General features: G+C 29.7%; 24 protein-coding genes. All 24 read right to left on the bottom strand.

Annotation, left to right across the window (positions count from 1 at the left end; genetic code table 11):
* Positions 1 to 6: 6 nt before the first annotated feature.
* A complete protein-coding gene (locus HMPREF3186_RS09515; RefSeq protein ID WP_269446630.1) occupies positions 7 to 129 on the bottom strand; it encodes a hypothetical protein in 123 nt (40 codons plus the stop codon).
* A 62-nt stretch (positions 130 to 191) separates the two neighbouring features.
* Positions 192 to 638, bottom strand: a complete 447-nt coding sequence (locus tag HMPREF3186_RS03540; protein ID WP_060913955.1) for a hypothetical protein — start codon at positions 636 to 638, stop codon at positions 192 to 194.
* 52 nt (positions 639 to 690) lie between these two features.
* The gene (locus tag HMPREF3186_RS03535; protein WP_060913954.1) at positions 691 to 1,344 is read right to left on the bottom strand and encodes a hypothetical protein; all 654 of its coding nucleotides are present in this window, start codon (positions 1,342 to 1,344) and stop codon (positions 691 to 693) included.
* 11 nt (positions 1,345 to 1,355) lie between these two features.
* Positions 1,356 to 1,784 carry a hypothetical protein gene (locus HMPREF3186_RS03530; RefSeq protein ID WP_060913953.1) on the bottom strand — a complete coding sequence of 143 codons (429 nt, stop codon included), beginning with the start codon at positions 1,782 to 1,784 and terminating at the stop codon, positions 1,356 to 1,358.
* Positions 1,781 to 2,125, bottom strand: a complete 345-nt coding sequence (locus HMPREF3186_RS03525; RefSeq protein ID WP_060913952.1) for a hypothetical protein — start codon at positions 2,123 to 2,125, stop codon at positions 1,781 to 1,783. Before HMPREF3186_RS03525 ends, HMPREF3186_RS03530 begins: the two co-directional genes overlap by 4 nt.
* A complete protein-coding gene (locus tag HMPREF3186_RS08985) occupies positions 2,115 to 2,489 on the bottom strand; it encodes a phage head completion protein (protein ID WP_060913951.1) in 375 nt (124 codons plus the stop codon). Before HMPREF3186_RS08985 ends, HMPREF3186_RS03525 begins: the two co-directional genes overlap by 11 nt.
* A complete protein-coding gene (locus tag HMPREF3186_RS03515) occupies positions 2,486 to 2,749 on the bottom strand; it encodes a hypothetical protein (RefSeq protein WP_060913950.1) in 264 nt (87 codons plus the stop codon). The genes HMPREF3186_RS08985 and HMPREF3186_RS03515 overlap by 4 nt, the downstream gene beginning before the upstream one ends.
* Positions 2,750 to 2,752: 3 nt before the next feature.
* Positions 2,753 to 3,016 carry a hypothetical protein gene (locus HMPREF3186_RS03510; protein ID WP_060913949.1) on the bottom strand — a complete coding sequence of 88 codons (264 nt, stop codon included), beginning with the start codon at positions 3,014 to 3,016 and terminating at the stop codon, positions 2,753 to 2,755.
* 11 nt (positions 3,017 to 3,027) lie between these two features.
* Positions 3,028 to 4,182 (bottom strand): phage major capsid protein, encoded by a 1,155-nt coding sequence (locus HMPREF3186_RS03505; protein WP_060913948.1) that lies wholly within the window; start codon positions 4,180 to 4,182, stop codon positions 3,028 to 3,030.
* A gap of 13 nt (positions 4,183 to 4,195) precedes the next feature.
* The gene (locus tag HMPREF3186_RS03500; RefSeq protein ID WP_084812647.1) at positions 4,196 to 4,909 is read right to left on the bottom strand and encodes a head maturation protease, ClpP-related; all 714 of its coding nucleotides are present in this window, start codon (positions 4,907 to 4,909) and stop codon (positions 4,196 to 4,198) included.
* On the bottom strand, positions 4,890 to 6,026 hold the full coding sequence (locus tag HMPREF3186_RS03495; RefSeq protein WP_060913947.1) for a phage portal protein: 1,137 nt from the start codon (positions 6,024 to 6,026) through the stop codon (positions 4,890 to 4,892). Before HMPREF3186_RS03495 ends, HMPREF3186_RS03500 begins: the two co-directional genes overlap by 20 nt.
* A 15-nt stretch (positions 6,027 to 6,041) precedes the next feature.
* Positions 6,042 to 7,676 (bottom strand): terminase large subunit domain-containing protein, encoded by a 1,635-nt coding sequence (locus HMPREF3186_RS03490; protein ID WP_060913946.1) that lies wholly within the window; start codon positions 7,674 to 7,676, stop codon positions 6,042 to 6,044.
* A complete protein-coding gene (locus tag HMPREF3186_RS03485; protein ID WP_156438959.1) occupies positions 7,673 to 7,942 on the bottom strand; it encodes a P27 family phage terminase small subunit in 270 nt (89 codons plus the stop codon). Before HMPREF3186_RS03485 ends, HMPREF3186_RS03490 begins: the two co-directional genes overlap by 4 nt.
* A 195-nt stretch (positions 7,943 to 8,137) precedes the next feature.
* Positions 8,138 to 8,428: an HNH endonuclease gene (locus HMPREF3186_RS03480; protein WP_060913944.1), complete on the bottom strand. Its 291-nt coding sequence runs from the start codon at positions 8,426 to 8,428 to the stop codon at positions 8,138 to 8,140.
* A gap of 170 nt (positions 8,429 to 8,598) precedes the next feature.
* Positions 8,599 to 9,081 (bottom strand): hypothetical protein, encoded by a 483-nt coding sequence (locus HMPREF3186_RS03475; protein WP_060913943.1) that lies wholly within the window; start codon positions 9,079 to 9,081, stop codon positions 8,599 to 8,601.
* Positions 9,062 to 9,394 carry a hypothetical protein gene (locus HMPREF3186_RS03470; protein WP_060913942.1) on the bottom strand — a complete coding sequence of 111 codons (333 nt, stop codon included), beginning with the start codon at positions 9,392 to 9,394 and terminating at the stop codon, positions 9,062 to 9,064. Before HMPREF3186_RS03470 ends, HMPREF3186_RS03475 begins: the two co-directional genes overlap by 20 nt.
* A gap of 156 nt (positions 9,395 to 9,550) precedes the next feature.
* Entirely contained in the window at positions 9,551 to 9,733 is a 183-nt protein-coding gene (locus HMPREF3186_RS03465; protein WP_060913941.1) for a hypothetical protein, read from the bottom strand.
* Positions 9,734 to 9,751: 18 nt separating this feature from the next.
* A complete protein-coding gene (locus HMPREF3186_RS03460; RefSeq protein ID WP_060913940.1) occupies positions 9,752 to 10,282 on the bottom strand; it encodes a hypothetical protein in 531 nt (176 codons plus the stop codon).
* 12 nt (positions 10,283 to 10,294) lie between these two features.
* Complete coding sequence (locus HMPREF3186_RS03455) at positions 10,295 to 10,555, bottom strand: hypothetical protein (protein WP_060913939.1); 261 nt, start codon at positions 10,553 to 10,555, stop codon at positions 10,295 to 10,297.
* Positions 10,556 to 10,557: 2 nt separating this feature from the next.
* Entirely contained in the window at positions 10,558 to 11,199 is a 642-nt protein-coding gene (locus tag HMPREF3186_RS03450; protein WP_060913938.1) for a hypothetical protein, read from the bottom strand.
* A 12-nt stretch (positions 11,200 to 11,211) separates the two neighbouring features.
* Positions 11,212 to 11,415, bottom strand: coding sequence for a hypothetical protein (locus tag HMPREF3186_RS03445; protein ID WP_060913937.1), 204 nt, complete (start codon positions 11,413 to 11,415; stop codon positions 11,212 to 11,214).
* On the bottom strand, positions 11,408 to 11,686 hold the full coding sequence (locus HMPREF3186_RS03440) for a hypothetical protein (RefSeq protein WP_060913936.1): 279 nt from the start codon (positions 11,684 to 11,686) through the stop codon (positions 11,408 to 11,410). Before HMPREF3186_RS03440 ends, HMPREF3186_RS03445 begins: the two co-directional genes overlap by 8 nt.
* Before the next feature lie 163 nt (positions 11,687 to 11,849).
* Positions 11,850 to 12,074, bottom strand: coding sequence for a DUF2570 domain-containing protein (locus tag HMPREF3186_RS03435; protein ID WP_060913935.1), 225 nt, complete (start codon positions 12,072 to 12,074; stop codon positions 11,850 to 11,852).
* The coding region (locus HMPREF3186_RS03430; protein ID WP_231724153.1) for a DNA methyltransferase at positions 12,052 to 12,398 on the bottom strand (347 nt) is incomplete at its 5' end. The genes HMPREF3186_RS03435 and HMPREF3186_RS03430, both read right to left, overlap by 23 nt.

The following is a 12,398-nucleotide window of genomic DNA, read 5'->3' as shown; positions in this document are numbered from 1 at the left end:
TACCTCCTACAGTACATTACTTACGTTAGTAACTCGCATACCTTCTTCTTCAGAATCATCTGTTGTATAATTTTCTTTGATATATCTATTTATCATGTAAATAATATAGTCGAATGAATAATCATACATAAATTCATCCTTAGTCATGTTGAACCAAGTTCTACACTTATAAAATAAATCATCCCAATCTATTATTTCTTGTGTCTCTTCTTGGCTCTCTTCGGATTCCTGCTCACTACTTTTGGTTGTGTAGGAACTAGGTCTTCTACCTGTTCTTCTAAAAAACTCTTTCCCATTTCGCTATCATCAGTAATTCCTAACATTTGAAGTAATGTTGCTGTTTGATCTCCATACATAGCTTCTTGATATTTTATAAGAAATACTTCCAAGTCTGTATCAGTAACATTTTCTAATACTTCCTCAAGTGTTGTTTGTAACTTATTAGCTTTCAAAATCGAAACTAAAAACTTGGCAATTGCTATATTTTTTTCTTTAGTAATAACATCTACCCAATCACCTTGTTTAATACCAAAGTCTGCTTCTAAATATAACCAAACCGCTAAATTACATCTTAATTCAACTCCATACCCAAGAATATCTGTTTTAAAAGTCTCTATATTTTTTTTAAAAATACTCATTTAATACCTCCAAAAAAGAGCCAACTTATGCCGGCTCTTTAAATCTTATTTATTATGCTCTAGGGACTACTGTAGAATCTGTTTGACCGTCTTTAATACATGCTTTTAAAGTTTCTGCATCATAGAAACCATTTAATAATAATTTCTCACGATCATATAAATTAGTCGTACGTAAGTCGATTTTAGAGTATACTTTTTTATTTCCAATTACTGGGAATGCCTCAATAGTAACCTGTGCAATATTTTCTTTCTTCTCATCAGTTTCAGTTTCTGCATTGAAATCTGGATGTTTTAATTGACAGTATGGGAAGTTGTAAATAATTTCTCCGCCATTTTCATCTGTAACAAGGAATGACCATCTGAAATATTTATACTTCGGACTATCTCCCTGAACATATGCACCATCTGCAAGTTTAATCATTCCACTCATTTCTTCTACAAAACCTTCTGGGAAGAATCCAATATCTACAGTCATCTCTGCACTTGAGAATTTAACAATGTCACGTAATTTATTGTTTGATAAATATACTGTTTTATTTTTTGTCTGTCCTTTAAATGCTACTTTATCTATTGCGAATACTTCGTATACCTTATCCTCATATGTTAATCCACTTTCACTAGTTGGTTCTGTCTTTACTTTTTGTAAATAACCAGCACCAACACCTGTCATTAACGCTCTTTCTACTCTCTCTTTAGTTACTGTCATTTCAGTTCCTCCTATTTATTTAATAATTTATCTTTAACTTTCTTAGCAAATGAATCTTTGTGTTGTAATGCTGCAGGTCTAATATGTGGCTTAGGAGCAACATATTTTCTACTGCCTTTTTTATATCTTCTTGCACGCTTACCACGTCTTTCTCTACTAGTAGCTTTAGAAAACCCAGCATGAAATCCTACTTCATGGAAATATAAATGTAGATTGGGCCTACCTGCCCAACCTACTGTACTTTCATATAATGCATGTTTTGCGATAATCCCCTCAACACCAGCACCAGTTACTTTTAAACCTTTGCTAGTAGCGATTTTTTTTGCATCATCTTTAATTTCTTCTGCTTCTTTTTCTACTATGCTATTAATAGTTTTAGCATTACTGCTAATCTTATTTAACTTAGCAATTGCTCCACTAAAACCAAACTCTTTTGTCATGAGTAAATCTCCAAGAAATACATAAATTGAGTTTCTTTTCTGTCAGCATCCACATCAATTACTTCTTGCCAAGAACCAGTATTTAATTTAGTATCATCCAATGAATTTTGTATCTTTTGTAAAATTTCTGAACTATCCAAATCATGTGGCACTAGATCATAGAAATTTAACTGATATACATGGTGTTTAATTTTTCGCTTATCAGATAATCTTTTTTCTGTAGTATGTACATGAAAATATACAATTTTAGGAAAATCAGTATCATCACTAAATCCATAAGAAACTGGAATATTCAATTCCATATCTGATATAGTCTGAAATATTAACTCTTTAATGCTCATTTTTAATCACCTCGACCAATGATAATTCAGTTTCATTTTTTTTATGATTATGCCAAATTCTAGAAATCGTATAGGATTTATTTTTAATAATGATAAATAGATCACTTAAAATATAATCATCAATCTGTGGAAATAAACGAATCGCTATTCTTCTTGATACTTCTGTATCAACTTGTAAAGCTTGATATTTTTCTACAGATGTAATATTTAACTTCCTAAACCAAAACTTATTAATTTCTTTTTCAGTTTTTGATGTTAATTTAGTGTTAAACTTATCTTTTCCAAACTCATACTTTACAAATTTAGCTATTCCATCATTATATGTCTGATTAACTTTTTCTTGTTTTTTTCCTAGATTTATCATTCTATTTCTCCTACTGATAAAGCAAGATTAATAATTTGTGTCCTAAAATTTTTATCAAAATATTCTAAACTATCATTGTATGCATATCTAACTCTTTCAAAAATTAACTCCTGTGCTAAAAGATTAGTTGTCTCATCAAAATATCCACACTGATTTTTTAACGAAAAAATAGATGAAGAAAGCAACTGTTTAAGTTGCTCATCTTCATCATTATGTAAAATATGTAATCTATCTTTTAACTTTTTTAATAGTTCATCCATAGATTATTCTTCCGTAGTCTCTACAGTTTTTTCTACTTTTTCTTCTGCAGCTTTCTCTTCTGATGTTACTTCTACTTTTTCTTCTTCAACATTTTCAACAGCTTTGACTTCTTTCTTTTCTTCTTCGAAAAATTCTCTATCATGAACTGATAAATTTTGTTTTAGCTCTTTTAGTCTTTCAGCAGGGAAATCTACAGTATCACCTACTTTATATACTTCATCAGAATATTTATCCACAAAAGAACTTAAAATTTTTACTTTAACCATAACTTATCCTCCTATGCTAGTGGTGTAATATTTAAATTATATACTTGTGCTGCGTAGTTATCTTTTGGCTTACCATTTGCATACATTTTAGTAATATATAATGTTGCATCTTCCATAGCTAGAGTTTCTTTAAATTGACTAATTCCAAAACTTCCAGCAGTAATCGCTAAGTATTCACCCTCTACAAAGAAAATTACTTTTCCTGTTGGAACGAAAATTGACTCAATAATCGTTGGATTAAATGGTAAAGCAGTAATGAATGTTCCAGAAGCATTTTGAACAGTTGCTCTTGCCATAATATCGTAATATTCAAACGGATTAATAAGCATAACCACCTTACCAGCAATATTTCTAGCTTGGAACTCATCCTCTTCAGTAACTCCATCTTTTTTCAATCGTTTATATTTTGCAAGATTTTTATGAACTCCTGCAATTTCAGCAATGATAGTCTTAGTATCTTTAAATGTTAAAGTACCTGCTGAAGCTTTTTCAGCATATTGTCCTTGAGTAACTGCAGCTAATAAATCACGGTTTAATCCAATAGGTTGACTTTTCCCATCTCCTAAAATAAACGCTTTTTCTAAAGCTACTTTTAAAGCTTCTACTAAGAATGTTCTTACATATTTTTCAACCCAAACAGGTCCTAATGATAACATATCATTAGATACTGCAAAGAATGCTGTAAGTTTGTATTGACCGATTTTTTCTTTTCTAAAGTTAGCATTTAAATTACCTTGAATTCCTCCAAATAGTTCTCCCCAAACTGCAGCACCTTCTGGATTACCATAAATAAATTCTGTAATAGCTCCATAGTTTTCTAACCCTAATTTTGCTAATAATGGATGTTCTTTTACTAAATCATCAAATACACGCTCTTGAGTTGTTTTTGGTAAAATATCATGTTCTTTAAATCCACCTTGCTCAATTACAGCGTTAAAGAATTTCAATTCTTCAGATGTTAAGACTTGTTGTCCTCTATTACTTAAAATAACATTGTCCATATTATTAGTATTCACATTTGATAAAATATCATCTCTGATTTCATCAACCATTGTTGACATCATATCATCAAATGCTTTACTTTGTGTTTCCTTTGATTCATTATTTAACACTGAATCTGCATATAAACGTTTTTTTTCTTCGAAATTTTTAAATTTAATTGTCATTTATTTTCCTCCGTTATAAAAAGAAACCATTGTTATTTATAGTTTCTTCATCTTCTTTATTGTCTAACACATTGTTATTAACCATACTAGAAACTTTCTGTACAAATGTTTCATTTTTGAATAAATTCTCAATAAAATCATTCGTTAAAATATTTTCCATATTTTCATCTGCTTTTACTTCTGATTTTTTCTCATCAGCAAAACCAAGTTCTACAGCTTCATCTGCAGTAAACCATGTTTCATTTGAAATATAGTTTTCTATCTCTGACTTATCAATATTAGTTTTTTCGCTATAAATATCAACAAGTAGAGTGTCAATTGTTTCTAACGCTCCTAATGTTTTCTTGATTTCATTCTTATTTCCCCAAGCAATTGTTGAGGCTTCATGAATCATAAGCGAAGTTCCAGTATTCATTATTAATTTATTAGCACCCATTGCAATAATAGAAGCAGCACTACAAGCTGTTCCTGTAACCTCAACAGTAACATTGTTTGAGATGTTTTTTAAATAATTGTAGATTTCAATACCTTGAAATACATCTCCACCACCACTATTTAAATATATATGAATATCTCCAGTAGCATTTTCTAACGCTTCTCTAACATCTTTAGCTGATGTTGCTTCATAAAAATATGAACTCTCACCAATAGCACCACTAATAGTTAGTTCAGTTTTTCCATTTGTTTGTACTGAATTAAAAAAGTAATCAACTTTCTTCTTTGTCACCTTGCTCACCTCCTCCTAAAGTTTCATAGTTTTTAGTTATATGATGTCTATTTGCCAACTCTTCAGTAGACAATTTATCACCTAATTTTAATCTAAGCTCATTAATAGTGTACATTCCACTAGCAATCAACTTATCAATAGAACTCGCAGAATTAAATATATTATAGATCATTATTGGAGTTGTATTTGCTTCTAATCCATCACCATTTAATATCTCTTTTTCTGTAAAAAATTTCCCGTTAAACTCGGAAATAATAAACTTAATTAATGGATTAATACAAAACCTCATATAATTATCAGTTTGCTTCTCTACATCTGCTAAATTACCATTCAGCAAACCAACAGGTATTCCTAAACAATTAGCAATATGATTAGTAAAGTTATTAACAACTTTTGCTACCTCATCAACTGATTCAGCCTTAACGCTGTTTTTATTTGCTTCACTATATTCAAGTCCCTCTTGCATAGGTACATTAGCGTACTCTTGGTCTCTAAATGCTTTAGTTATCCTATTAATAAATTCTTGAATCTCATGAGTTTTACTTTGATCATATTTTGTAGTATCAATTTTAGTAACTGCCCTTACTTGAGATTTTCTTTTTTGGAATGCTACAATTCTTGAAAAAAGTTCTCCGTAATCTTTATATATACCATTTACAAAGTTTTGTAATCTACGGTTGCTGTAATGAAAATATAACACACTCTCACTATAGAAATCTCTATCGTACCTAAATGTGTCAATTTGTACATTAGAAAACTTATCCTCATATAATGCGGATTTTTCTCTGTAGAAGTCATCTGCAATAACTAAATCATCAGAATCAGTTTTAATAATTAAACACTCATTCTCATAAAATATATTTTCAACAAATTGTTTCCAAAATTCATAAGCATTTTGATTTTTATTAGGTTTAACATTCAACTTGTAATATAGCCTATCTTTTATATATTCACCATTTTTCACAACAAGAAATTCTAATTGTGAAATAGTTCTTGCGATAAGATCTATATTTGTATGTAATGCCATATTCTTCATATGTACATTCTCATAACTATTTTCTATTAAATCTAAATCTAGGAGTATGTCGATTTCTTTTTTTTTGCCAAAAAATCCCAAAATCTCACCTCTTTTTTAAAATTCTAAATTATTTAAGAAGAAATCGACTTCATCATTAAGCAACTCTCCAGCCTTATACATAGCATGTACAAATGCTTGGAATCCATCTGTTTTTCTTCTGTGTTCATCCTTTTTCTCATATACCTTATTTCCATCTTTTTTTATATTTACATAAACATTAAACGTGTACCATCTCATTAAAGGATTATCGCCCCAAATAATTTGACGGTTAGCAAAAGCACTCTCTATTCTAGGAATTAGTAGAGGATGAATAGCCTTAGGATTTCTAATGCATACAACCTCAAAGCCTTGTTTTTCCAAAAGCGGTCGTAGTAAATCTAGTTTATAATTATCAGCAACTATAGTCTCTAACCCATGCTCTTTTCTCATTTCTACAAACCAATTTACAACATGTTCAGGATTTATTGATGGTTCATCAACAACCGTTAAAAGTCCTTGTTTTTCCCATTCCCTTATAGGTGGTTTCAATTTAGCTTTGTCAAGATACTCTTTTCTTGCAAATGAGTGAGTTTTCCAAACATAATCACCATCAATTTTAAATAAACATCCTACAGCAGTGAAATCTCGGATAGAACCAAAATCTAGTCCCCCTATGCACGTTCTATGTTTAACATTTGGCATAGGTCTATTAGTTGCGAAAATTTCTTCATCAGTAGCAACACTTTTAGTTAAATCAGTTTCAGGAAGATTCATACGTTTAGTTATGAACTCTTCACGTCCCTCTGGTTCATCTTCTAAATCTCTGTATTCGTCAAAAATAACATCAAAAAGATTATCTGCATATTCACTTCTAGGATTACTAAACATTGGATTAGCTTTTTCCCAAACATCTGGATTATCAATTTCTTCATAATCATCAAGCTTACAGATGAAAATAAACATATTACTGTTAGGACTTTCACCGCTTAAAATTTTACTAGCTTTTGCTTTTTGCTTATCTAAGAATCCATCTCTTACATAACCATCTGTAGTAATAAAAAACTCTCGTGGATTTTTCTTTTTACCTAACCCACTTGAGAATACTCTAACAGTATTATTATTTTCATATTGATGGATTTCATCATATACTACAGCTCCATCTCTTAATCCGTCTTTCGTACTTGCATTTGATGTTCTAAACTTCAAGATACTTCTAGTCTTAAGATTTTGTATTTGTTCAAGAGTACATTTAAAACTCTTAACCATTCGCTGGTTTCTTGTAATAGCATTATAGCTCTCATTAAAAGATGTTTTAGCTTGTTCTTCAGAGTTGGCAACTATTGAAATATTATAATCTGGGATACCATGGAGTGAACTAATTAAAAAATTTGTTAAAACAGAAATTAATCCGTTCTTTCCTCCACCACGTCCCATCATAATTAAAAAACGTCTATAATATGCCTTATCATTCTTCTTGTATAATAAAAAAACAAAAGCAATTATAAACTTTTGAAATGGTTGTAATTTAAAATAATATTTCTCTCCAAACTTTATACACTTTTCAATTAAATCATCATTGAAATATATATCGTCTCTTGGAAAAACATATTTCTCTAATATATCTATTAGCTGAATACGTTCTTTATTTAATACTATTTTACCTTCACGATAATCACTAATATACTCTTCTACATATTTATTTAAAATCATATTAGATCATCATCATTAATATCTTCTATGTAATCAACTTTAAAATTCCATGTTCTTTCGATTGCAAGCATACTAGTGTTTAATTTACTAATTTCAGCGATGGCAGGATGAGTTTTTATATAACTTTGACTACCATTTTCTACTACAATAGTTACTCCTTGCTTTTTAATATCTTGCTTAAGTTTCGCTATTAATTCGACAAATTGCATGTACCTATTTACCTTCTCAATCTCAAGAATATTATCAGGTTGATTAATCTTTTCCAAAAGAAATTTTTTCAATTCTTTTTGGTTTACGGTCGATTTTTTTTTATCATTAGCTATACCACTCCCCCCCCTCGTGAAAAAAATATCGATTCAGCTCCGAAAAAGAGACCCGCCCGCTCCTGAAGAAAAAAATTTTTTTCAAAATTTTTTGAGGGGGGTATTTCTGGGAAATAATAGTGGGCTACGTGGGAAATACTACCACTTTTCATCGTTCCATCTCTTCTTCCTACTACCATTGCCAAACAATCTACCATGCTCAACGTTGTGACAATTAATGCACAATGCCTCTAGGTTATCAATATCAAGTGCATGTTCAGGATAGAATTCTATTTCTAATTTATGGTGAACGTTCTGACCTTTGCTCACCTTACCTAATCTCTTGCACTGTTGACACTCATAGTTATCTCTCTTCAATGCTTTCAGTCGCAACTTTAACCAGTTACTACTCTTATAGAATCTTTGCTTTTGTTCTTTTGTTTTATACATTCAAACTCCATACAAAAAAGCGTGATACAAATCACGCTTAATTGGTATACGATTATTATTTATATAAAGGATCTTAATATTTGTGAAATCATTCACACATATATTATATTACATTTGAATTTATATTTGTTTATATGTTATTATATTTATTTATATTTTATTATATGATATTATATTTTTTTATATTTTATTATATCTGGAATGAATATCTGATTAATAGCTAATGAATGCTTTTGATTTCTAGTTGTATATTCAATATCTAATATATGCTCAACCTCTGCCCATGTCTTACATTCTAAGTATCTTAACTGCAGCAATAATCTATATTCTAAATTCGGCATGTTGTCTATATATTCCTTAATTTTATTTTGCATTTCTAAAAGTGCTTCTATGCTTTTTAGAATTCGATTTTTTAATTCTTCCGATTTATCTAGACGGGATTCAAGAGTTGATTTTGTTTCACCTCTTATTTTATCTTTTGAATAATCCATGCCTTTAATATTAATTAAACTATACTCGTTTTCTTCAAGTAACCTTTTATCAGATTCAATCAATCCTCTTAAGTATTTTACTTGCTCTAGAAACTTTTTCTTGAAATAACTCTCTTTACCTCTTCTATTCGCTTTATTATTCTTATTGTTCGTTTCCTGCATACACATCTCCTATTATTAATAATCTATCATAGATATTGCATAAATCAACTGTTATTTGTTTAAACTCAACAACAAACTTACCTTTTATAAATTTAACTACACCAATTAAATCATCTTTATATTTTACAATATAATCTTCATATATTAAATTACCCCATATATCCTTTAATTCACTACAACGTAACAACTTAAAATTCTTAGTTTTAACAGGCATATAAGGTGCTACTTCTAGCTCAACTTCTTGTGTTCTAAAATTATAACGTGTCACTGATTTAACCCCTTGAGTTGGAGTATAAGCTTTTAAATCGTACATCTTACTTCCTCCAGTTAATATATCTCTTTAAAGCAACAACCATAAACACCATCACAGATATTAGCGATACACAGAAGAATATTCCGATGATGTAAAGCAGTACGTCGATTATAAACATTGATTTTAATTCCATTAGCAAAACACCCCTTTTACCTCTTACTTAATTCCATTCTTACTCTTGAATAGGTTAACTTCTTCTTCAATGCTATTAAGTAATGCAGATTCTTCTTCAATATCTGTTTCATTTTTTACATCTGATCTCTTAACATATTCTTGTAATGCGTGTTTTATAATTTGTGCATCTTTATATTTTAATGCTAAATATATTCTGTTAGTCATTTTTAGTCCTCCAACATATTAATAATAAGAAATAGTTAACATAAAGTTATCACTCAATTCACCTAAACGTTCATAACTATTTCTGTTGCAATAATTATGCTCAACTTTTATGAATTCCTCATTTACTATCGCACCTTGATTTTTTAACCAATTATAAACCATATACGATATCATTATATATCCGTAATTCACTATATATCTAGCTGCACCATACAATGAACTTCTAGCATTTCCCTCTCCGTCTAATAAATTACAAGAGAAGTCAAGCATGGTTGAATAATATTCAACAAAAGTTTCTGAATTTTTATTTTTATGAATTTTACTGGCAATAACTTCATTCCATATTGACTCATCTATAGCTTTGATTAAATCCTTAATATTTAAAACCACGACATCTTCAAAACTATCTTCGAAATCTGCAATTTCTGGATTTAATGTTTTCAAGTATTTAAAGAACGTATCATACCACTCATTATTGCCAAAAAGTTGTACGCTACTTTCTTCTCCTGTTATTTTATTTTTTAAATTTAGATAGTGTCTATTTGACATTTTTTAGTCCTCCTAATCGTCTAATTCTCCGTTATATTTTGGTAATTCCATCCAGTAAATAACATCATTATCAGTATTTTCGAAACCTAATCCCACTTCAAAATCTACCCACGTATCGATAAATGTATCAACAAACTCTCCAGAAGACAAAGGGTAAGTTACTAGTACTTCTTCATCAAGTTCAGGTAATGGTCCATCCCATAACGTTTCATATCCATACTCTTCTTGTTCTTCTTTAGTTAGCTCTCTTACTGTTAATTTATTCCATTTCATTGTTAGTCCTCCAACATACTATCAAAATCTGTTTTTGATAAAATATTTATTAATCTTTCAAAACGTGGATTTCTCCATCCGTGCATACAATAGGTTCTCGCTTCTTCGTGGTAATGGTAATCGTTAGCTCTCAAGTGATTTTCAGCGTCTATTTGAGTTAAAAACATACAATTATCAACAGTTACATCTAGTTCACTATAATAAATAACTCTTACTTCAAACTCTAACAATTCTGATATCTTAATTAATCCATCTCGATAACAATTATCATAATCTACCTTATATTCGTCAACCTCTTCTAACGATTCATCGAAATATCCAAAAGTTAATACTCCATCTTTTAGCTCTATACTTTTTAAATTGTCGTCATTTAAATCTTCAAGCTTTTCTTTTAAGTCTTCTAATGTCATTTCCTGGTGATCATACTCATCTAGAAACATGTAATAATCAGCTTCATCTTCATCTAGATGGTATATCCTCTCTGGTTGTCTAATCACCCAATATCTAGGATTAGCAGTTCCTCCGTTGTCTTCTGTATTTATTTCTTTCTGTAATTCCTTTAAAAATTTTACATCATCATTACTTAATTTTTCTTTAACTACTGTATCTTCGTGATACTTTAGATTTTCCCAATACTTTGCCATTTTTTAGTCCTCCTAAATCATATACCATCTGAAATAATCTACTTTTCTTAAATCGACTTTCTTCCCGTTAAAATCTAGTATTATATCACCTTTGAGTTCATCTAAATCTTTATGTAATTTATATACCATATCAACAATATTTTTACTAGCCCTAACACAAATAGTCTCATCATCTTTCATTATGAATATTATTTCGAATTCTTTATTTTTAAACATAAATTTTCCCTCCTATACATATATATGCTGCATAATATATTTCTTCTCTTTTCCAGTTCCCTTCTTTTGAATAATAAATTCCTGTTTCTTCAAATCTTTTATTTTCTATAACTTTAATATCTAAAACATGTTCTGAAAACTCTAAACTCATAATATAATCATTGATTAAATCTTCTAGTTTCTCATCTTTATTCTCTTCGATTTTCACTATTCTTTTAATTCCAGTTACTTTAATTCTTATTCTTTTTTCTTTCTCTTTTTCCCAAAACATAATCAATACATCTCCTTACCTCTTATTCTCAAATGTGAGACAAATTCTACATATCGCCCACACAAATGTTATTACATATCCATCCTCTGCAGTAAACTTAGTATTACACATTGTCATTATGAAACCAAATAACAGTATGATTCCAAACCATTCAAAAACATATCTAAGCATTGTATATCTCCTTCAACTGCTTAAACTCTTGTAATTCTCTTATTCTTTCTTTTTGTTGCTGGATAGTTTGATATTGTCTTATATTTTCAGTGCTCAATTTTTCGATATTCTCACTTGAAATATATACCCCTACCATTAATCCTACAGTGAACATCGCTAACAGCATTGATAATGTGATTAATATAATTTCTATGTTATTCCATATTTTTTTCAACATCTCTTATCCTCTCTTTCGCTTTCTCGAAATACTCTGTATTTATTTCAAATCCCACATAATTAAAGTTAGCTTCTCTAAATGCTATTAAACTGCTTGCACTACCTACATGCGTGTCTAATATTTTAAATCCTGGCCGACAATATTTATCAACTATCCATCGATATAGATTCACTGGTTTTTGAGTAGGATGTATCCTTTTTTCATTCAACTTCTTATTACCTTGTTGAATATGTCCTTCTGCTATTGATTTGCCTTGAAACATCCCATTCCACATGTATGTTACCTTTCTTACGCTGTAAATGTCAATATAAAAATGTACAAAAG

The organism is Gemella haemolysans, from assembly GCF_001553035.1.
Taxonomy (GTDB): Bacteria; Bacillota; Bacilli; order Staphylococcales; family Gemellaceae; genus Gemella; species Gemella haemolysans_B.
This window is presented reverse-complemented; position numbering and strand designations above follow the sequence as displayed.

Bases quoted from the DNA above. Each gene is read 5' to 3' on its own strand.
- HMPREF3186_RS09515 (WP_269446630.1), bottom strand. From the start codon at position 129: ATGTATGATTATTCATTCGACTATATTATTTACATGATAAATAGATAT.
- HMPREF3186_RS03540 (WP_060913955.1), bottom strand. From the start codon at position 638: ATGAGTATTTTTAAAAAAAATATAGAGACTTTTAAAACAGATATTCTT.
- HMPREF3186_RS03535 (WP_060913954.1), bottom strand. From the start codon at position 1,344: ATGACAGTAACTAAAGAGAGAGTAGAAAGAGCGTTAATGACAGGTGTT.
- HMPREF3186_RS03530 (WP_060913953.1), bottom strand. From the start codon at position 1,784: ATGACAAAAGAGTTTGGTTTTAGTGGAGCAATTGCTAAGTTAAATAAG.
- HMPREF3186_RS03525 (WP_060913952.1), bottom strand. From the start codon at position 2,125: ATGAGCATTAAAGAGTTAATATTTCAGACTATATCAGATATGGAATTG.
- HMPREF3186_RS08985 (WP_060913951.1), bottom strand. From the start codon at position 2,489: ATGATAAATCTAGGAAAAAAACAAGAAAAAGTTAATCAGACATATAAT.
- HMPREF3186_RS03515 (WP_060913950.1), bottom strand. From the start codon at position 2,749: ATGGATGAACTATTAAAAAAGTTAAAAGATAGATTACATATTTTACAT.
- HMPREF3186_RS03510 (WP_060913949.1), bottom strand. From the start codon at position 3,016: ATGGTTAAAGTAAAAATTTTAAGTTCTTTTGTGGATAAATATTCTGAT.
- HMPREF3186_RS03505 (WP_060913948.1), bottom strand. From the start codon at position 4,182: ATGACAATTAAATTTAAAAATTTCGAAGAAAAAAAACGTTTATATGCA.
- HMPREF3186_RS03490 (WP_060913946.1), bottom strand. From the start codon at position 7,676: ATGATTTTAAATAAATATGTAGAAGAGTATATTAGTGATTATCGTGAA.
- HMPREF3186_RS03480 (WP_060913944.1), bottom strand. From the start codon at position 8,428: ATGTATAAAACAAAAGAACAAAAGCAAAGATTCTATAAGAGTAGTAAC.
- HMPREF3186_RS03475 (WP_060913943.1), bottom strand. From the start codon at position 9,081: ATGCAGGAAACGAACAATAAGAATAATAAAGCGAATAGAAGAGGTAAA.
- HMPREF3186_RS03470 (WP_060913942.1), bottom strand. From the start codon at position 9,394: ATGTACGATTTAAAAGCTTATACTCCAACTCAAGGGGTTAAATCAGTG.
- HMPREF3186_RS03465 (WP_060913941.1), bottom strand. From the start codon at position 9,733: ATGACTAACAGAATATATTTAGCATTAAAATATAAAGATGCACAAATT.
- HMPREF3186_RS03460 (WP_060913940.1), bottom strand. From the start codon at position 10,282: ATGTCAAATAGACACTATCTAAATTTAAAAAATAAAATAACAGGAGAA.
- HMPREF3186_RS03455 (WP_060913939.1), bottom strand. From the start codon at position 10,555: ATGAAATGGAATAAATTAACAGTAAGAGAGCTAACTAAAGAAGAACAA.
- HMPREF3186_RS03450 (WP_060913938.1), bottom strand. From the start codon at position 11,199: ATGGCAAAGTATTGGGAAAATCTAAAGTATCACGAAGATACAGTAGTT.
- HMPREF3186_RS03445 (WP_060913937.1), bottom strand. From the start codon at position 11,415: ATGTTTAAAAATAAAGAATTCGAAATAATATTCATAATGAAAGATGAT.
- HMPREF3186_RS03440 (WP_060913936.1), bottom strand. From the start codon at position 11,686: ATGTTTTGGGAAAAAGAGAAAGAAAAAAGAATAAGAATTAAAGTAACT.
- HMPREF3186_RS03435 (WP_060913935.1), bottom strand. From the start codon at position 12,074: ATGTTGAAAAAAATATGGAATAACATAGAAATTATATTAATCACATTA.